Origin of the sequence: Helicobacter pylori, assembly GCF_006440215.1 — a bacterium.
GTDB classification, from domain to species: Bacteria; Campylobacterota; Campylobacteria; order Campylobacterales; family Helicobacteraceae; genus Helicobacter; species Helicobacter pylori_CS.
Window position 1 is genome coordinate 1 of sequence record NZ_VEZH01000010.1, and the last position, 20,875, is coordinate 20,875.

Genomic DNA, 20,875 nt, shown 5'->3' on the forward strand with positions numbered 1-20,875 from the left:
TCTATAGAAATACTATCCTTAATTCCTACTTTTTTAATAAAGAATTGACTATGATTTTCTTGGCAATTTTGTTCTGCTTTTTTAACCAAATCTTTTTGTGTATTGTTTGTCTTTTGTTTTTCTTGTTCTGTCTTTTGTTTTTCTTGTTCTACTTTTATTTGATTACTAGTCTCTATATTGCTTGTCTTTTGTTTTTCTTGTTCTACTTTTATTTGATTACTAGTCTCTATATTGCTTGTCTTTTGTTTTTCCTGTTCTACTTTTATTTGATTATTAGCGAGTTCTATCCCACTCTTGTTCGCTCTATCCCTAGCATTTTCAGCTTCCTTTTGAACTTCAGCCACTTCTTTTTTGGATTGGTCATCAGCAAAACACACATTCATAAGCATGGCTGTTATCGTTGTTACACCTATTACTGAATTAAACCATGAGTTAGGATGCGTTTTTAAATAATCATCCGCAGTCTTAACATTCCCGCATATCCAATCGCTTTTTTTAATTTGTTTTTTTATTGAGTCTTTTATCGCTTCCCAAAAAGTAATCCCCATTATAGACACTCCCACATTCTTAAAAACTTTCTTTTCTTTTGCCGTTTTTACTAATTTCATCATCATTGTTGCAAGCATTACTAAAACTCTTATAGCAGGCATTTAAATCCTTTCAAAAAACAATCTTACCCATCAAGATCTTATTATTGTAGTGTATATAGTTATATTCAATCGTTATTAAACGATTGGTTTGAAAAATTGTAAGTGGCAATTCAATCAGATTTTTCTAATCCATTTCAATAAAACTTGATACAAGTTTTCCTTATACCCAAACCCACACCCTTTTAAAGGGAATAATAGGCAATAACTCGCTAGCTAAACATTCACTCTCTGCTTGAGTGTAAGCCTTTCATTCCTTTTGACCTACCAAATATTAGCATTTCTCTCAATCAAGCCTTGAGAAATTCAATTACACCCTTGTTTAACATCGCAAGCCTAGTAACTTAAAGCTCTTTTTTAGAGATTGGGTTAGGTTGATCCTTATCCTTAATTCAAGTGCATGCGCATTCATCTTTGTTATCTTTGAGTAAAATCAAGCGTTCTTAATGTAATGCAAGGCGATTTTGAGTGCGTTGGTGGCTGCCCCCACTCTTAATTGATCCGCCACGCAAAAGCCGTGCAAAGTTTTCTTATCAAACAAATCCTTCCTCAAGCGCCCTATAAAGACGCTATCCGTGTGGCTCACTTTTAAGGGCGTGGGGTAAAGATTATGGCTAGGATCATCGCAAACAACCACGCTAGGGGCGTTTTTTAAGACTTCATAGACTTCTTTGAGATCGAATTCTTTTTCAAAAGCGATACTCAAACTCTCGCTATGGCTCCTCAATACCGGCACGCGCACGCAAGTCGCGCTGATAGGGAAATCCACGCCCATGATTTTATGGGTTTCATGCACCATTTTCAGCTCTTCTTTCGTGTAGCCATTCTCCTTAAAAGTATCAATATGAGCGATCGCATTGAAAGCGATCGGATAAGCGAAAGCCCCGGCTCGCAAAACCTGGTTTAAATCAATAGCGGAGTCTTTTTCCAAATATTCTAATGCGGTTTTTAACTCATTTTTTAAACTCTCTATGCCCTTATTCCCTGCCCCACTCACGGCTTGATAGGTGCTAACAATCACGCTTTTTATCTTAAAATGAAGGTGTAAGGGGTTTAAGATTTGCGTCATTTGAATGGTAGAGCAATTAGGGTTAGCGATGATATTCAAAGGAGCGTTAAAAATTTCTTTAGCGTTGATTTCAGGCACGACTAAAGGCACTTTTTTATCCAATCTAAAAAAGCTCGTGTTATCAATCACTAAGGCAGTTTTTGCAGTGCTTGTAGCAAATTCTTCGCTCACGCTCCCCCCAGCGCTAAAAAAGGCGATGTCTATTCTTTCTTTTTCAAAAACCTCATGCGTGGTTTCTAAAATCTCATAGTCTTTATTGAAAGCTTTAATCTTTTTACCGGCACTCCTAGCGCTAGCGAGCGGGACAAATTTTTTAATTGGGAAAGAAGAATTTTCTAAACCCTTAATCAGCTCTTGCCCTACCGCTCCGCTAGCCCCGACAATAGCGACATTATAAGTCCTCATCGTTTTCTCCAATGATTTCAAGGGCTTTTAAAAAACTCAAGCAATTCAACTGCATGCCTGAATGCATGTTTTTCAAGCTTAAGGTTTCGCTTTTAAATTCTTCTTCACCAATGACAGCCACAAACTCATGCCCTTTGTGGTTGGCATAAGAAAAGGGTTTTTTGATTTTTTGAGCTTCTGGATAGACTTCGCTAAAAATCCCGCTTTGCCTTAAAGACTCCGCTAATCGATTTGCATAAGAAAAATACTCTTCATGCATGCAAGCGATTAAGACTTTAGCTTGGGTGGAACGCTCGTCTAATAATTGCATTTCACTCAAAGCCACAATCAATCTATCAATCCCAATAGAAGCCCCTACCCCTTGTAAATTTTCTTTAGAAAAATTTTTAGTCAAATGATCGTAACGCCCCCCTGAACACACGCTCCCTAAAGACTTCATGTCATTAAGCGTGGTTTCATACACAATCCCCGTATAATACCCTAACCCCCTAGCGATAGAAAAATCAATTTTATACAGGTTTTGAGAAATTTGTAAATCCCCTAGCAACTGGTATAGCCTTTCTAAATCCTGTATGCCCTTTTTCAGATTTTCATTATAGTCTTTCAAATAAGCAATTTTTTCAAAAAATTCCGCATGGCTTAAATCGTTCTGTTTGATTTGAACCATTTCTAAAAGCTCTTTAATGGTGTTTGAATTCAAATCGCACTCTTTTTTTAATTCTTCTTCAACCCCATTCAAGCCAATTTTTTCTAATTTATCCACAATGCGCAACACTTCATTCACTTGAGAGATCCCAAAATATTCGCATATCCCGTTCAAAATTTTTCTGTGGTTGATAGAGACGCAAAAATCTTCTAAATCCAAGGCTTTTAAGGAAGCGATGATCACTTGAATGATCTCAGCATCGCACACCAAACTCTCGCTCCCTATAAAATCAAAATCGCATTGCGTGAATTCCCTATAACGCCCTTTTTGCGCCCTTTCGCCCCTAAAGACATTGCCTATGGCGTAGCGTTTAAAGGGCATGCCTAATATTTGGTGGTGCAAAGAGACAAAGCGGGCTAATGGCACGGTCAAATCAAACCTTAAAGCCACATCCCTATCCCCATGGTCTTTAAAACGATAAATTTCTTTTTGAATATCGTTGCTCGCATCAGGTAGTAGCGCTTCAGCGTATTCCAAATGAGGGGTTTCAATCGGCACAAAACCAAAACTTTGAAACACGACTGAAACTTTAGAGAGCAACTGGGCTTTTTGTATCGCATCTTTAGGCAAGCGGTCTTTAAACCCGCTCAACACTTTAGGGGTAATCATTCCATTTCCTTGTATTTGTATGCTAAAATTTTAGCTTAAAATCTTTAAAAAAGGGCTATTGATGAGCGTAAATGCACCCAAACGCATGCGTATTTTATTGCGTTTGCCTAATTGGTTAGGCGATGGGGTGATGGCAAGCTCGCTTTTTTACACCCTTAAACACCACTACCCTAACGCGTATTTTATCTTAGTGGGCCCACAAATCACTTGCGAACTTTTCAAAAAAGATGAAAAAATAGAAGCCGTTTTTACAGATGACACCAAAAAATCCTTTTTCAGGCTGCTAGCCACTTACAAACTCGCTCAAAAAATAGGGCGTTGCGATATAGCGATCGCATTAAACAACCATTTTTATTCCGCTTTTTTGCTCTATGCGACAAAAACGCCTATTCGCATCGGTTTTGCTCAATTTTTTCGTTCTTTGTTTCTCAGCCATGCAATAATGACTGCCCCTAAAGAGTATCATCAAGTGGAAAAGTATTGCTTTTTGTTTTCGCAATTTTTAAAAAAAGAATTGGATCAAAAAAGCGTTTTGCCCTTAAAACTGGCCTTTAACCTCCCCACTCACACCCCAAATACCCCTAAAAAAATCGGCTTTAACCCTAGCGCAAGCTATGGGAGCGCTAAAAGATGGCCGGCCTCTTATTACGCTGAAGCCGCCGCTGCTTTGTTAGAAGAAGGGCATGAAATTTATTTTTTTGGGGCTAAAGAAGACGCTATCGTTTCTGAAGAAATTTTAAAACTCATCAAAGGCTTATTAAAAAACCCCTTATTGTTCCATAACGCTTACAATCTGTGCGGGAAAACAAGCATTGAAGAATTGATAGAGCGCATCGCTGTTTTAGATTTATTCATCACTAACGATAGCGGCCCTATGCATGCGGCTGCTAGCACACAAACCCCCTTAATCGCTCTTTTTGGCCCCACTGATGAAAAAGAGACTCGCCCCTATAAAGCTCAAAAAGCAATCGTATTGAACCACCATTTAAGCTGTGCGCCTTGCAAGAAACGAGTTTGCCCTTTAAAGAATGAAAAAAACCATTTGTGCATGCGATCTATCACGCCCCTTGAAGTCCTTCAAGCCACTCACACCCTTTTAGAAAAGCCTTAACGCCCTTTATGCACTTTTAAAAAACACAGCCGTATTGACAAAATTCTAGTATATAAAAGATTTAAACTTTACTTTTGAAGGCGTGAGAAAAGCGATAAATCCTACCAAGGGTTTTACAAAATGGTAAGAAAAATTATAAGATAATATCCAAAAAAGCGTTTTTAAAAACGCTTTTTTAGAGTCAAAGCCATTAGGCCACTGAGTTTTTAGGTTTTTTGGCGTCTTTTTTATCTTTGTGAGCCACTAATTGAGAGCTTAACTCAGGTTTTTTGGCGTCTTTTTTATCTTTGTGAGCCACTAATTGAGAGCTTAACTCAGGTTTTTTGGCGTCTTTTTTATCTTTGTGAGCGTATGCAGAACTCACTGCCAAAACTGATAATAAAACACCTGTCAAGATTTGCTTTTTCATACGAAAACTCCTTATGATGATCTTAAAAGCGAGAGAATTATATTTCTCAAAAGTAAACGAATAGAAACCAATAGAATTTTTGATTGGTTTGGTGGTTTTGCTACCTTAAAAAAACTACAATACAAAAAACTTGATAAATTATCTTTGGTTTTAGAAAGTTTGACAAAAATTAAGATTGATATTATATTGAAAAAACAAAAAACAATATGAAATCAAGGAGTTTGTATGCAACAGCGTCATTTAGGCCCTTTAAAAGTGGGTGCGTTAGCTCTAGGGTGCATGGGCATGACTTATGGGTATGGGAAAGTCCATGATAAAAAGCAGATGGTTAAACTTATCCATAAGGCTTTGGAATTGGGTATTAACTTTTTTGACACTGCAGAGGCTTATGGGGAAAATAATGAAAAGCTTTTAGGCGAAGCGATCAAGCCTTTTAAAGACAAGGTTGTGGTAGCGAGCAAGTTTGGGATTTACTACACAGATCCTAATGACAAATACGCAACCATGTTTTTAGACTCCAGTCCTAACCGTATTAAGAGTGCCATTGAAGGGAGTTTGAAACGCTTAAAAGTAGAATGCATTGATTTATACTACCAACACCGCGTGGATACTAACACGCCCATAGAAGAAGTGGCAGAAGTTATGCAAGCTCTTATCAAAGAAGGAAAAATTAAAGCTTGGGGGATGAGTGAGGCAGGGTTATCTAGCATCCAAAAAGCCCATCAAATTTGCCCTTTAAGTGCGTTGCAGAGCGAATATTCCTTGTGGTGGTGCGAACCTGAAAAAGAGATTTTAGGTTTTTTAGAAAAAGAAAAAATTGGCTTTGTCGCTTTTTCGCCTTTGGGTAAGGGGTTTTTAGGTGCGAAATTTGAAAAAAATGCCACCTTCGCTAGTGAGGATTTTAGAAGCGTTTCTCCTAGGTTTAATCAAGAAAATCTAGCCAAAAATTATGTCTTGGTGGAATTAATCCAAGATCATGCACACGCTAAAGGCGTTACACCAGCCCAACTGGCTCTCTCATGGATTTTGCACACGCAAAAAATCATTGTCCCTCTCTTTGGCACCACCAAAGAATCCAGGCTCATAGAAAATATAGGGGCTTTGCAGGTTTCTTGGAGTCAAAAAGAATTGGAGATTTTCCAAAAAGAATTGACTGCAATCAAAATAGAAGGGGCCCGCTACCCTAAAAGAATCAATGAAATGGTGAATCGATAAAAGTATTGGGTATTTATAATTGCATTGGCTCTTTTAAAAGAGATTGAGCGTTATTTTCTGTTTGTCAGTGTGTTTTTATCCCACTAACAAACTTTTTAAGGCATTTTAACAAGGCTTTGTTTTAATAAAAAATTGATTATAAAAATTTGAAAAATACCAAAAAGCGTTTTTTAAGATTGAATACAAAAGAGCTTGTCGTTAGTCAAGCGGAATTTCTTGTAAGGCGGTCTATGAATTAGGGGATTTTTAAAGAGCATTGCTACAAAACACCCCCTAACCCCTTAAGAAAACGAATTCCACCATGAAATAAAATCTAAAACGATTAAACGAAGCAACCAAAACCCCATTTTTAAAAAATTAAAAAATTTTAGTTACTCCTGTTTGACAATAGAGCCAAGAATCAATTTTATAGTAAAAAAGGTAATTAGAGAGATAGAAGTGGATAAAAACCCTCAAGAAAGTCTTTTCAATCCAAAAGAGAAAAAGTTTAAACAGCACCTGCAACACCCTCCCACAAGAGAGCGTTATGATAAAATCAGCCTTTGCGCTTTTCTACAATTTCCTTAGCGATATTGCTAGGCACTTCGCCATAATGATCAAACTCCATAGAGTAAGTCCCACGCCCTTGAGTGGCTGATCGTAAATCCGTAGAGTAACCAAACATTTCCACCAACGGCACAAAAGCGTTCACGATTTTCAAGCCTAATCGGTCATCCATAGAATTGATTTGCCCTCTTCTTCTATTCAAATCGCCAATCACATCGCCCATGTATTCTTCAGGGACTTCCACTTCCACTTTCATCATAGGCTCTAGTAAAACCGGGTTAGCCGTGCGACTCGCTTCTTTAAACGCCATAGAACCAGCGATTTTAAACGCCATTTCTGAAGAATCCACATCATGGTAGCTCCCATCATAAAGGGTAACTTTAAAATCCACCACCGGATAGCCTGCCAAAACGCCATTTTGCATCGCTTCTTGGATACCCTTATCCACCGCAGGGATATATTCTTTAGGGATCACGCCCCCAGAAATTTCATTCACAAATTCATACCCACTGCCAGGCTCTTTAGGCTCAAGCTTGATAAACACATGCCCGTATTGCCCACGACCACCGCTTTGCTTAGCGTATTTATGCTCTTTGCTCACGCTTGAGCGGATAGTCTCTCTAAAGGCGACTTGCGGCTGACCGATTTCAGCTTCCACCTTAAATTCTCTCTTTAATCTATCCACGATGATTTCTAGGTGCAATTCACCCATGCCGCCAATGAGAGTTTGCCCGGTTTCTTCTTGAGTCATCACCCTAAAGCTTGGATCTTCTTCGGCAAGCTTGCCTAACGCTACGCCCATTTTTTCCTGGTCTGCTTTCGTTTTAGGCTCCACAGCGATGTGAATGACCGGCTCAGGAAATTCCATCCTCTCTAAAACAACCGCATTTTTCTCATCGCAAAGCGTGTCCCCAGTTAGCGTGTCTTTCAGGCCCACAAACGCACAAATCTCACCCGCATAAACTTCTTTAATGTCTTCTCTCTTATTGGAATGCATTTTAAGGAGTCTTCCCACGCGCTCTTTCTTGTCTTTGGTGGAGTTATACACATAGCTACCGGACTCTAGCTTGCCACGATACACGCGCACAAAAGTGAGTTGGCCCACAAAAGGATCTGTCATGATTTTAAACGCCAAACCGGCAAACTCGCCATCATCGCTGGATTTCACAAAAACCTCTTCTTCAGTTTTTGGATCAATCCCCTTAATATCCACAACCTCCGTGGGTGCTGGCAAGTAATCAATGACTGCGTCTAATAAAGTCTGCACGCCTTTATTTTTAAAAGAAGAACCACAAAGCATAGGGACAAGGCTCATGTTCAAACAACCTGTTTTAATGCCTTTTTTGATTTCTTCAATATCCAATTCTTCACCACCTAAATACTTTTCCATCAACGCTTCATCTTGCTCGGCTACGGCTTCTACAAGCTTTTCTCGGTATTGTTTAGCCTTTTCTAACAAATCGCTAGGGATTTCTTCCACATCGTATTTGGCCCCCATGGTTTCATTATTCCAAACGATCGCTTTCATTTGGACTAAATCAATCACGCCAATGAAAGTGTCTTCAGCCCCAATAGGGATATTAATAGGCACAGGATTGGCTTTCAAGCGTTGCTTAATCTGGTTTTCCACATTATAGAAATTCGCCCCAATCCTATCCATTTTATTGACAAAAACAATCCTAGGCACGCCGTATTTATTCGCTTGACGCCACACGGTCTCGCTTTGAGGCTGCACGCCCCCAACCGAGCAAAACACCGAAACCGCACCATCTAGCACGCGCATGGATCGTTCCACTTCAATAGTGAAATCCACATGCCCTGGAGTGTCAATCAAATTGATTTGGTGATCCTTCCAAAAGCAAGTTGTTGCTGCAGAAGTGATAGTGATCCCTCTTTCTTTTTCTTGCTCCATCCAATCCATTGTCGCCGCACCGTCATGCACTTCGCCAATCTTATGGCTCACGCCTGTATAGAATAAAATCCTTTCAGAAGTGGTGGTTTTCCCAGCATCAATGTGGGCGGCAATACCGATATTCCTGATCCTATTTAATGGGGTTTTTCTAGCCATTCTAACTCCAATTACCAGCGATAGTGCACGAACGCTTTATTCGCTTCTGCCATTTTATGCACATCTTCTTTTTTCTTAAAAGCCGCACCCTTATCGCTAGCCGCATCCATAAGCTCGTTAGCCAATCTATCCACCATCATTCTTTCATTGCGTTTCCTGGTCGCTTCTAAAATCCAACGAATAGATAGCGACTGCTGGCGGCTCGCTCTCACTTCTACCGGCACTTGATAGGTAGCCCCACCCACTCTTCTGCTGCGCACTTCCACTAAAGGGCGCACCCTTTCTAGGGCTTTTTCAAACACTTCAATCCCTTTTTCACCGCTTTTTTCTTCAATCTTATTAAAAGCTTTATAGATGATTTTTTCCGCTACGCTTTTCTTGCCGTCGAACATCATCTTATTGATAAACTTAGTAACCACTTTGTTCCCATAAACAGGATCGCCCAAAACCTCCCTAACGGGTGCTTTTCTTCTTCTCATACTTTTGTTTTCCTCTTATTTTTTCTTGTTGTCTGTTGCTTTCTTGTCGGTTGCTTTAGCTTTTTTAGTCCCGTATTTAGAGCGTGAAACCGTTCTTTTATTGACCCCTGCAGTGTCTAAAGCGCCACGAACGATGTGGTATTTCACACCGGGTAAATCCTTAACCCTACCCCCACGCACTAACACAATGGAGTGCTCTTGCAAGTTATGCCCTTCACCAGGGATGTAACTGATCACTTCAAATTTACTGGTCAAACGGACCTTAGCGACCTTTCTTAAAGCCGAGTTAGGCTTTTTAGGGGTAGTCGTATAAACCCTAGTACAAACCCCTCTTCTTTGAGGGCATTCCACTAATGCAGGTGATTTCGTTTTTTTAACCACCTTTTTCCTTTCTTTTCTAATCAACTGATTGATAGTAGGCACTATTTTTCCTTATTCTAAAAATTTAAAACTAAAAGTTCTCCCATTTTACCCTAATTTTTCTTTTAAAAATCTTAACCGATTTTTTTGTCAAAATTTAGGGCTATCTTCAAGCGTTCTTAGCACGATTTTCTTATTCTTATACATGCCTGTTCCCACAGGGATCATCCTCCCCAACACCACATTCTCTTTCAAATCCTCTAAAAAGTCTTTTTTCATAGCGATACTGGCTTCTGTTAAAACTTTAGTCGTTTCTTGGAAAGAGGCCGCTGAGATGATGCTATCGCTCCCAATAGCCGCTCTGGTGATCCCTAAAAGCACCGGTTCAGCAATCGCTGGCTCGCCTTTTAAAGCGATCACACGAGCGTTTTCTTCTTTGAAGAGTTTTTTACTGACTAAATCCCCTTCAATAAACTTGCTATCCCCGCTGTCTAAGATGCGCACTTGCCTTAGCATTTGAGACACAATGATTTCAATGTGCTTGTCGGCAATGCTTACCCCTTGCCTGCGATACACTTGCTGGACTTCGCTCACAATGTATTTATAAAGCTCTTTTTCGCCACTAATCCTTAAAATATCATGGCTTGAGATTACTCCATCTGTCATCGTCTCTCCCGCATGCACAAATTCATCAGCATGCACTAAAATTTGCTTGCCTTTATCCACAAAATAATCCATGGAACGGCCATCTTTAGAAGTTACGATGATGTGTTCTTTATTGCGAATGGGTTTGCCAAAACTCACTATCCCATCCACTTCAGAAAGGATCGCCACATCTTTAGGCTTGGGTTTTCTCGCTTCAAAGAGTTCAGAAACCCTTGGGAGACCCCCGGTAATATCCCTAGATTTAACGGTCGCTTTAGGGATTTTCGCCAACACTTCAGCCTGCTCCACGCTAGAGCCATCACTAACAGCAATAGAAGTTTTTGGTTCTAGGAAATAACGCACCTCTTCGCCATTAGCCCCCTCTAAAAACAAGCTTGGTTTGTATCCGCTTGGAATGTAATCATTCACCACTAAGCTTGTGATACCGGTATTTTCGTCTTCTTTTTCAGCGACCGTAACCCCTGCGATAACATCCACAAAACTCACCTTACCTTTAAAGTCCGCAATGATAGGGGTGTTGTAAGGATCCCATGTGGCAATCGTTTTGAAAGTGTTAGTCGTGGGTTTAGAGATCACGCTATTAGCGCTCACTTCACTATTATCATCAATTAAGATCTCAGAACCCCTAGCGATATAATGGCGAGCGGCTTCCCTACCATTATCATCAGCTATCACCGCAAACAAGCCTTTTTCGCTCACAATATCGCCCTTTTTGATCCCATGGGTGCGCTCTAAATGGTTAGCCTCTAAAACATAGTATTTGATTATGCCTTTTTCTTTGGCATACACATCTTGTGCAATGGGGTCATTATCCTTGACTAGCAATTCGCTCGCATAAGGGATGCGATTAGGCACATTCCAGCCCTCTTGGATAATATCAGCGATACTCCCCCCCTTATGCACCTGATGCCCACTAGCATAAGGCAAATACACTTTCCCCTCAATCTTACTGCCAACGCCGGCTAGTTCGCTTGGCTTGACAATATCGCTTCTTCTTAAAACAAATTTAGCTTCTTGATCGCCATTTTTCACGCTCACAACGACTTCTTCATAGACCGTTTCAATGCGTAATTCCCCATCAAAAGGCGCTTTAATCTTAGGTTCTACCACTAAAATAGAAGCGTTACGGCGGTTAGCGATAATGTTTTTACCCTCCTTATTCGTGTAAGTCCTAAGGTTGTAGAAACGCACAAAACCTTCTTTGCTCGCTACAATTTCGCGCTCATCCTGACTCCTGCTCGCTGTCCCGCCCACATGGAAAGTCCTTAAAGTGAGCTGCGTTCCAGGCTCCCCGATAGATTGCGCGGCTACCACGCCCACCGCTTCACCCGGATAACTCATCTTGCCTTCGCCCAAATTCAAGCCGTAGCATTTCGCGCACACGCCCTTTGGCGCTTTACAAGTTACTGGGGTGCGGATCGTAATGGATTTAATCCCGGCTTCAACCACTTTTTTAGCACCCTCTTCATCAATCAAAGTGTCCGCATAAAGCAAGATTTCATTCGTAATGGGATCGATCACATCTTCTAATAAAACGCGCCCAAAAATACGCTCTTCTAAAGGTTCAATCAGCTCACTCCCCACCGCAATATCCGTGATTTCAATCCCTTCATGCGTGCCGCAATCATCAGACACCACCTTGACATTTTGCGAAACATCAATGAGCTTTCTTGTCAAATACCCCGCATTGGCTGTTTTTAGCGCTGTATCCGCTAAGCCCTTTCTAGCGCCGTGCGTGGAGTTGAAGTATTCTAAGACATTCAACCCCTCTTTAAAGTTAGAAATAATGGGCGTTTCAATGATACTGCCATCTGGCTTTGTCATAAGACCCCTCATCGCTGAAAGCTGACGGATTTGCACCGCGCTACCCCTTGCGCCGCTATCTGCCATCATATAAATAGAGTTAAAGCCCTCTTTATCTTTTGCGATAGCGGTCATCATTTCTTTACTCATTTTGTCATTGACTTCAGTCCAAGTGTCAATGATCTTATTGTAACGCTCTTGGTCAGTGAGTAGCCCTTGATCGTATTGTTGCTGGATTTTTTTAACCTCTACTTTGGCTTTTTCCACCATTTTTTGCTTGTCTTTGGGCGTGATAATATCCTCCATAGAGATAGAAATACCAGCCTTAGTCGCATACCTGAAGCCAAGCGTTTTCAAATTATCCAAAAAGGTTGCGGTAATGCCGATACCACCGACTTTATGCACATAATCCACAAGCACGCCAATATCTTTTTTCTTCATGGGTCTGTTCCACAAATCAGTAGGGATAAAATCAGGCAAAATAGATTTAATAATCATGCGCCCTGCGCTCGTAGCGATAATATTCCCTTGATCTAAAACCCTAATCTTTGCATGGATGTCTAATTCTTTCGTGTCAATAGCGGTGATGATTTCATTCACGCTAGAAAAAAGCTTATGCTCGCCCTTGACCCCGCTCTTTTCTAAAGAAAGATAATAAAGCCCTAAAACCATATCCTGGCTAGGAATGGCTACGGCTTTACCGCTAGCGGGCAAAAGGATATTCATAGAGCTTAGCATCAGCACCTTGCATTCAGCGATCGCTTCCTGGCTTAAAGGCACATGCACCGCCATTTGATCCCCGTCAAAATCGGCGTTGAACGCTGAACACACTAACGGGTGCAATTGGATCGCTTTGCCGTCAATAAGCTTTGGATGGAACGCTTGAATGGATTGCTTGTGCAAGGTAGGAGCGCGGTTGAGTAACACCGGATACCCCTCTGTGATTTCTTGCAAGCACTCCCACACTTCATTGCTTTTTTGCTCAATCATGCGTTTAGCCTGTTTGAGCGTGGTAGCATAGCCTCTCTCTTCAAGCTTGGATAATAAATGCGGTTTGAAGAGTTCTAACGCCATGTTTTTAGGCAATCCGCACTCGTCCATCTTGAGGTTTGGCCCAACCACAATCACGCTTCTGCCTGAAAAATCCACGCGCTTACCTAAAAGGTTTTGCCTGAAACGCCCTTGCTTGCCTTTAATGATTTCACTGAGCGATTTTAAAGGGCGCTTGTTAGCCCCTTTAACCGCATTGGTGCTGCGGCCGTTATCAAAAAGCACATCCACGGCTTCTTGCAACATCCTCTTTTCATTGCGCACAATGATTTCTGGTGCCCCAAGCTCCATTAGGCGTTTCAAGCGTTGGTTACGATTGATGACACGACGATACAATTCATTCACATCGCTGACTGCAAACTTCCCGCCATCTAGCGCGACTAAAGGCCTTAAATCCGGCGGCAATACCGGTAAAACCGTGAGCATCATCCACTCAGGCCTGTTACCAGAATTTAAAAAGCTTTCTACCACTTTCAAACGCTTAATGAGTTTTTTCTTTTTCGCATCAGAATTAGTGTCTTTCACTTCTTCTTTCAAACTTTGTAACAAAACGATCAAGTCAATTTCTTCTAACAAATCCTTGATCGCTTCGCCACCCATTTGCGCTACAAATCCCCTGTCTTCGTATCTTCGTGAGATATTTTGATACTGCTCTTCATTCAAAATATCGTATTTCATCACAAGCTTAGTGCCTTCATTGTCATAAGCGGCTTCGCCTGGTTCTTTAACGATATAAGCTTCATAATACAACACACGCTCTAAGTCTTTCATCTTAACGCCTAAAAGCGTGCCGATACGGCTAGGCAAGGAATTGACATACCAAATATGCGCTACAGGAGTGGCCAATTCAATATGCCCCATTCTAAAACGCCTGACTTTGGAGTGCGTGATCGCCACGCCACATTTTTCGCATGTGCCAATGTCTTTAAAGCGAGGCTTTTTGTATTTACCACACAAGCATTCATAATCTTTAGTGGGGCCAAAGATTTTCATGCAAAACAAGCCGTCTCGTTCAGGTTTTAGGGTGCGATAATTGATCGTTTCTGGCTTTTTAACTTCCCCATAACTCCAAGAATGGATTTTTTCAGGGCTAGCTAGAGTGAGCTGGAAAGAGCTAAAGTCTTTAGGCCTGTCATCTTCTTTAATGACAATGGGTTTAGGCGCTCCATCTTCATCCACATCATCCCCAAAAATATTAATATCCAAAGCGAGCGATTGCAATTCTTTAGTCAAAACATAGAAAGTCTCAGGGATCTCACTCTCACCCACTTGCTCACCTTTAGCAATAGCCCTATAAGCGTTCTCTCTGCCTCTAATATCATCGGATTTAATGGTGAGCATTTCTTTTAGAGTGTGCGCTGCGCCATAAGCTTCCAAGGCCCACACTTCCATTTCCCCAAACCTTTGACCTCCAAAGAGCGCTTTACCCCCAACAGGCTGGTGCGTTACCAAGCTATAAGGGCCTGTGCTTCTGGCATGGACTTTTTCATCCACTAAATGGTGGAGTTTGATCATATACATGTAGCCCACATTCACGCGCTCCCTCATTTTTTCGCCTGTGCGCCCATCATACAGATCCATTTTGCCATCCATAGCGATCTTAGCTAATTCAAACAGCTTGTAAAATTTTTCTTGCGAGATGCCTTCAAACACAGGGATAGCCATCTTAACGCCCTTGCTCCAATCTTTAGCGTATTCCAAAAGCTCTTCATCAGAGCAATTCTCAAGAACATGGATTGTCAAGGGGTCTTTTTCATTAATGGCGTTAGCGATTTCTAGCATTTTAGCGCGCAATTCTTTGGCAAAATCTCTGGTTTTATCCTCTAGCATGCGAGCGATTTGTTTCCCAAACTCTTTCCCCACTAAGCCTAAATGCATTTCTAAAATCTGCCCGATGTTCATGCGGCTTGGCACGCCTAAAGGGTTTAAGACAATATCCACAGGCTCGCCATCAGCAGTATAAGGCATATCCGCAACCGGCACGATATTAGACACAATCCCTTTATTCCCATGCCTTCCTGCCATTTTATCGCCCACTTTAAGCTTTCGTTTTGTAGCGATATAGAGCTTGACTTTTTTGATCACGCCACTAGGCAAAATATCATCTTTTTCTAAAATAGAAAGCTTTTCTTCATGCTCTTCACCCAAAACTTTTTTTTGCTCTAAGAAATTATTTTTAGTGATTTCATAGTGGTTTTGCACTTCTTTAGAATACTTTTTGACTAAACTAGCCAAAGTGAAGCGGTTGATTGAAGCGATTTCTTCTTTAGGGATTTGATCGCCTTCTTTATAATCCTTGCCGTTATGGCTGAAAGGCTCTTCTAAAATCGCTTGAGAAAGGAGCGAGCTAACGCGCAACAATTCTTCTCTATTGAGCATGGTCAAGTGGTCAAAATGCTCCATATCAAGCTTGGCTTTTTCTTCTTCATACGCACTCAAAACCCGCACGTCTTTCTCATAGCCTTTTTTAGTGAAGACTTTCACATCAATCACCGTGCCTTCCAAACTTGGAGGGCAATACAAACTCTTATTGACCACATGCCCGGCTTTATCCCCAAAAATAGCCCTTAAAAGCCGCTCTTCAGGCGTGCTTTTAATCTCGCCTTTAGGAGAAGTCTTGCCCACTAAAATCATGCCAGCGCTCACATAAGTGCCCACTTTAACGATCCCGCTTTCATCAAGATGAGCGAGCGCTTCTTCTTTCACATCAGGAATGTCAGCGGTAAATTCTTCCACGCCATGCTTAAGCTCCCTAGCATCCACTTCTTTTTCATAAATGTGGGTGGAAGTAAAAATATCATCTTTAGTGATGCGCTCACTCACTACGATCGCGTCTTCAAAGTTATAGCCATTCCAAGGCATGAACGCCACGCGCACATTTTTCCCTAACGCCAACTCGCCTCTATCCATGCTAGGGCCATCAGCAATGATTTGCCCGGCTTCCACTTTATCGCCCACTTTAACGATAGGGACTTGATTGAAACTGGTGTTTTGGTTGGTGCGCAAGTTTTTTTGCAAAGAATACGCATCAATATAGGCTTCTTCTTTGCTTTCGCCTAAAATATAAATATTTTTAGAATCAATTTTTTCTACAACGCCTGCGCGATTGGCTTTGATCGCTCCCCAAGAATCCCTAGCGATAATTTTTTCAATCCCCGTGCCTACAATGGGAGCGTCGCTTCTTAATAACGGCACCGCTTGGCGCTGCATGTTAGTCCCCATTAAGGCGCGGTTGGCGTCATCATGCTCTAAGAAAGGAATGAGCGATGCGGCGACCCCTACTAACATGCTAGAGCTTAAATCCATTAAGGTTACTTTGCTTTTTTCGTTTAAAACAATCTCGCCTTCCACACGCGTTTCAATCAAATCGCCTAAAATATTACCCTCTTCATCAATGGGGGTGCTTGCGGGAGCGATGATGTGGCTGTCTTCTTGAATAGCGGTCAAATAAATCGTCTCACCCACGACCTTGCCATCCACAACCTTTTTATAAGGGGCTTCAATAAAGCCTAAATCATTCACTCTTGTGAAAGTGGAAAGGGTGTTGATCAGACCGATATTTTGACCTTCTGGGGTTTCAATAGGGCAAATTCGGCCATAATGCGTGGGGTGCACATCTCTGGCTTCAAACCCTACCCTGTCTTTCACCAATCCCCCTTCACCGAGTGCTGAAAGGCGGCGCTTGTGCGTAACCTCACTCAAGGGGTTAGTTTGATCCATAAATTGCGAGAGCTGACCGCCCATGAAAAATTCCATGATCGTGCTGGTGATCATTTTAGAATTAACCAAGTCATGGGGCATGAGCGAATCAAAAGCCCCGCTCATGGTAGTGAGCTTGTCTTTAATGGTCTTTTGCATTTTCACTAAGCCTGAATGCAATTCATTGGCCAGTAATTCCCCTACCGCCCTAATCCTACGATTGCCCAAGTGGTCCCTGTCATCAATCTTGCCCTGATTGTTTTTGATCTTCATGAGGTATTTAACGGTGGTGATAATATCTTCATGCGTTAAAGTCGTAATGTAATCAGGCACATGCAAGCCTAACTTGTGGTTCATTTTCATACGGCCCACCATGGTCAAATCATAGCGTTCTGGATCAAAGAAAAGTTTTTTGACAAACTGCTTAGCCACTTCAGTCGTAACGGGATCGCCTGGTTTCATAACCTTATGGATACGAATCGCCGCTAGAGCGTTTTCATCATCAATTTTTTCAGTTTGCTTGAGTAATTTCAAAGACTCAGAATCGGCCAAAAAAGAATGGATAATGGAAGCGTCATGCCCTAACGCTAGATCGTTGATGATCACAAATTCTTGCACGCCTAAATCGTGGATTTTTTCTAATCTGTTTTTATCTAGCTGAGTGAGCATGTCTAATAAGACTTCTTTCCCCACCATAACAGGCTCAGCTAAATGACGATTGAGTAAAATATCCATAGGGTATTCCACCCATTCTAAATGGTTTTCTTTAAGCTCTTTAATCTTTCTTGAAGTGAGCTTTTTACCCGCTAAAAGAATAACCTTACCTTGAGGATCTTTCAAGTCAAATTCCATTCTTTGATTGGCGTCTAATGAAGCAAATGGGATCAAATATTTATCGTTTTCATAACGCACTTTAACAAGCGGGTAGAACATTTTGATGATGTCTTGTTTTTGATAATCCATCGCCCTGAATAAAATGGTAACAGGCACTTTACGGCGTTTATTGATACGAGCGTATAAAACATCTTTAGAATCGTATTCAAAATACAGCCACGAACCCCTATCAGGAATGATTTGCCCTGTGTAAATGAGCTTGTTTAAAGAAGTGCTGGACTCTTCTTCTTTGAAGATCACACCGGGGCTTCTGTGGAGTTGATTGACCACCACGCGCTCCACCCCATTGATAATAAATGAAGTGCGTTCTGTCATCAAAGGGATCTCACGAATGAAAATGCTTTGTTCTTTAATGTCCTTAATGCCGTTCTTTTCGCCACTTTTGGTATCTTTTTCCCACAAGATCAAGCGCACTTTAATTTTAAGCGGGATAGAGTAGGTAATGCCCCTCTCCATCGCTTCTCTAACGGTGTATTTAGACTTGCCAAATTCGCAACCCGCGTATTCTAAAGTGATGCGGTTATGCTCATCTTGGATAGGGAAAATGGATTTAAAAACCTTTTCAATCCCGCTCTCTTTACCCTCTTTAGAATACAAGAAAGAATCATAGCTGTCTCGTTGTAATAATAATAAATTAGGGACTTCTAAATCTGTTGGGGTTTTTGTAAAATCAGCTCTCAAGCGGTTTTTTAGGGGAATTTTTTTTGACATATTTCAAGCCTTTGATCAAAAATTTTGAGTTATTTAATGCATTAATTCAAGTAAGCATTGCAAAAGGATCTTTAAACTTTAGAACCATCCATGATAAAAATACCAAAAACCCACCTGCAATACTAACCACTTTAGGCCACACGCTCACAAACAAAAATCATGGAGCAAAATCATCTGCCACACTAGATCAGAGAAAGGCGCAAAGGCCTTTCTGTTTTTAAGTCTTACTTGACTTCAACCTTAGCGCCCACTTCTTCAAGTTTCTTCTTGATGGTTTCAGCTTCTTCTTTATTCACGCCCTCTTTAAGCACATGAGGGGTTTTTTCGGTAGCGTCTTTAGCTTCTTTCAGGCCAAGTCCGGTAATTTCACGAACCACTTTAATCACCTTGATTTTTTCAGCACCGCTATCAGCCAAAATCACATTAAATTCGGTTTTTTCTTCGCTTTCAGCCGCTGCACCGCCAGCTACAGCCGCACCCGCTACGACCGTTGGAGTCGCACTCACGCCAAATTTTTCCTCAAACATTTTAACCAATTCAGAAAGCTCTAAAACGCTCAATGAACCAATATACTCTAACACTTCTTCTTTTGAAATTGCCATAATCCAATCCTTCAAATTTTTTTAAATTAAAGCCATCACAGGCTCTTAGTTTTCTTCTTTCGCTTTACGCAAATTGTCTAAACCGGTCACAAAATAACGCACCGGAGCCGTCCAAACAGAAAGCAACATTCCCATAAGCTCTTCTTTGCTTGGGAGTTTTGAAACCGCTTCCACATGAGCTACGCTAACGCTTTCTTTATCAAACAAGCCCGCTTTCAACACAAAGTGATCTTTATGTTCTTTTTGGAAGTCAAACACGAGTTTAGAGAGAGCGATTTGATCATCGCCCCACAAAAACACATTGGTTTCTTTCAAATCCAAATCAGAATAGCCGGTCTCTTTCATGGCGATACGAGCAAGAGTATTCTTAATCACTTGCACTTTAATGCCTTGATTGCGAGCCTTATTCCTTAAAGCTTCCAACTTTCTCACGCTAAGACCCTTATAATCGCAAATTAAAAGGGCTTTGGCATCTGCAAATTGCGATTTTAAGTTAGCGACTAGCTCTACTTTATGCTGCCTTTGATGTTGTTTTTGCATCTTTTCCTCCTTTCTAGACTAGACCTCTGCAAGATTATCTTTTTAAAAAAGAAATTTTAAGCTTTTTAGCTCTTACGATCTTCAGCCTAAGATTAAAAACTCCTAACGCTATTTAATATCCATCAATTCTTGCACGTCCAAACTCACTGAAGGGGACATGGTGAGCGAAAGAGCGGCGTTTCTGATATACTTGCCTTTCGCACTACTGGGTTTTAGGCGGTTGATCGTTTTAACCAACTCAAGCATGTTTTCTTTGATTTTTTCTTCAGGAAAACTCGCCTTGCCAATAGGGGCATGAACATTGCCCTTTTTATCCACCCTAAAATTCACTTGACCGCTTTTAGCGTTAGTAACCGCTTTAGCAATATCCATCGTAACGGTTCCGGTTTTGGGGTTTGGCATCAAACCTTTAGGGCCTAAAATCCTACCCACTTTACCGACAACCGCCATCATATCGGGCGTTGCGATCACCATGTCAAAATCAATACGACCATTTTTGATTTCTTCAGCCAAATCGTCTCCGCCAACGACATCAGCCCCAGCGTTCTTGGCTTCATCCTGCTTAATGTCTTTTGCAAAAACAGCCACTCTTACTTTTTTCCCTGTTCCATGAGGAAGCACCACCGCACCGCGCACCATTTGGTCCGCATGCCTTGGATCAACCCCTAGTCTTAACGCTACTTCCACGGTTTCATCAAATTTGACTGAAGCGAGAGATTTAACCACCTCTACGCCCTGCTCTACGCCATACGCTTTATCGTTTTGAATTTTAGAAAAAAGTTTTTCCAATCTTTTAAATACTTTTTTTGCCACGATTCTAATCCTTAAAAATTTCTTTCAATTCCAACAAAACCCAATCAATCCACAACTTCTACGCCCATGCTCCTAGCGCTGCCCATAACAATTTTTTTGGCCGCTTCCATGGTGCTTGTGTTTAAATCTTCCATTTTCAATTGTGCGATCTCTTCCACTTGCTTGTGGGTGAGCTTTGCAATCTTATTCTTAAGCGGGTTGTCAGAACCTTTTTCAACCCCAGAAGCTTTTTTGATCAAATCCGTTACCGGAGGCTTTTTAGTGATAAAGGTGAAACTCTTATCTTGATAAACCGTGATAATGACTGGGATATTAAAACTCCCCATGTCTTTAGTTTTCTCGTTAAAAGCCTTACAAAATTCCATGATATTAACCCCTCTTTGACCCAACGCTGGCCCTACGGGAGGTGAAGGGTTTGCCTTACCGGCAGGGATTTGAAGTTTGATTTCTCCGACTACTTTTTTAGCCATGTT

The 20,875-nt window shown here is 41.2% G+C and carries 14 protein-coding genes; 2 read left to right on the plus strand and 12 right to left on the minus strand.

Annotated features, from left to right (window positions below; genetic code table 11):
- The 3 genes from FIM44_RS05585 to hisS form a co-directional block, all read right to left on the minus strand.
- Nucleotides 1-650 (minus strand): DUF874 family protein (locus FIM44_RS05585; RefSeq protein WP_140579370.1); only part of this gene is annotated, 650 nt, incomplete at its 3' end.
- A 430-nt stretch (nucleotides 651-1,080) separates the two neighbouring features.
- Nucleotides 1,081-2,121, minus strand: coding sequence for an aspartate-semialdehyde dehydrogenase (gene asd, locus FIM44_RS05590; RefSeq protein WP_140579371.1), 1,041 nt, complete (start codon nucleotides 2,119-2,121; stop codon nucleotides 1,081-1,083).
- Nucleotides 2,108-3,436: a histidine--tRNA ligase gene (hisS, locus tag FIM44_RS05595; protein ID WP_140579372.1), complete on the minus strand. Its 1,329-nt coding sequence runs from the start codon at nucleotides 3,434-3,436 to the stop codon at nucleotides 2,108-2,110. The genes asd and hisS overlap by 14 nt, the downstream gene beginning before the upstream one ends.
- 61 nt (nucleotides 3,437-3,497) lie before the next feature.
- On the opposite strand from hisS, the gene waaF reads away from it, so the two are divergent.
- Nucleotides 3,498-4,547: a lipopolysaccharide heptosyltransferase II gene (gene waaF, locus FIM44_RS05600; RefSeq protein ID WP_140579373.1), complete on the plus strand. Its 1,050-nt coding sequence runs from the start codon at nucleotides 3,498-3,500 to the stop codon at nucleotides 4,545-4,547.
- A gap of 190 nt (nucleotides 4,548-4,737) precedes the next feature.
- On the opposite strand, the gene FIM44_RS05605 is transcribed toward waaF, so the two are convergent.
- Entirely contained in the window at nucleotides 4,738-4,956 is a 219-nt protein-coding gene (locus tag FIM44_RS05605) for a hypothetical protein (RefSeq protein ID WP_000744170.1), read from the minus strand.
- A 225-nt stretch (nucleotides 4,957-5,181) separates the two neighbouring features.
- On the opposite strand from FIM44_RS05605, the gene FIM44_RS05615 reads away from it, so the two are divergent.
- On the plus strand, nucleotides 5,182-6,171 hold the full coding sequence (locus FIM44_RS05615) for an aldo/keto reductase (protein WP_140579374.1): 990 nt from the start codon (nucleotides 5,182-5,184) through the stop codon (nucleotides 6,169-6,171).
- A gap of 535 nt (nucleotides 6,172-6,706) precedes the next feature.
- Here the strand turns inward: FIM44_RS05615 and fusA are convergent.
- The 8 genes from fusA to rplK form a co-directional block, all read right to left on the minus strand.
- Nucleotides 6,707-8,785, minus strand: coding sequence for an elongation factor G (gene fusA / locus FIM44_RS05625; RefSeq protein WP_140579376.1), 2,079 nt, complete (start codon nucleotides 8,783-8,785; stop codon nucleotides 6,707-6,709).
- A gap of 11 nt (nucleotides 8,786-8,796) precedes the next feature.
- Nucleotides 8,797-9,264, minus strand: coding sequence for a 30S ribosomal protein S7 (gene rpsG, locus FIM44_RS05630; protein ID WP_001254358.1), 468 nt, complete (start codon nucleotides 9,262-9,264; stop codon nucleotides 8,797-8,799).
- Between the two features lie 15 nt (nucleotides 9,265-9,279).
- Entirely contained in the window at nucleotides 9,280-9,687 is a 408-nt protein-coding gene (gene rpsL / locus FIM44_RS05635; protein WP_001142321.1) for a 30S ribosomal protein S12, read from the minus strand.
- 87 nt (nucleotides 9,688-9,774) lie between these two features.
- Nucleotides 9,775-18,447 (minus strand): DNA-directed RNA polymerase subunit beta/beta', encoded by an 8,673-nt coding sequence (locus FIM44_RS05640; protein WP_140579377.1) that lies wholly within the window; start codon nucleotides 18,445-18,447, stop codon nucleotides 9,775-9,777.
- Between the two features lie 224 nt (nucleotides 18,448-18,671).
- Entirely contained in the window at nucleotides 18,672-19,049 is a 378-nt protein-coding gene (rplL, locus tag FIM44_RS05650) for a 50S ribosomal protein L7/L12 (protein ID WP_001018228.1), read from the minus strand.
- 45 nt (nucleotides 19,050-19,094) lie between these two features.
- Complete coding sequence (rplJ, locus tag FIM44_RS05655) at nucleotides 19,095-19,589, minus strand: 50S ribosomal protein L10 (protein WP_128077775.1); 495 nt, start codon at nucleotides 19,587-19,589, stop codon at nucleotides 19,095-19,097.
- 108 nt (nucleotides 19,590-19,697) lie between these two features.
- On the minus strand, nucleotides 19,698-20,402 hold the full coding sequence (rplA, locus tag FIM44_RS05660) for a 50S ribosomal protein L1 (protein ID WP_140579378.1): 705 nt from the start codon (nucleotides 20,400-20,402) through the stop codon (nucleotides 19,698-19,700).
- Nucleotides 20,403-20,446: 44 nt separating this feature from the next.
- Nucleotides 20,447-20,872, minus strand: coding sequence for a 50S ribosomal protein L11 (gene rplK / locus FIM44_RS05665; protein WP_042631812.1), 426 nt, complete (start codon nucleotides 20,870-20,872; stop codon nucleotides 20,447-20,449).
- Nucleotides 20,873-20,875: the final 3 nt, after the last annotated feature.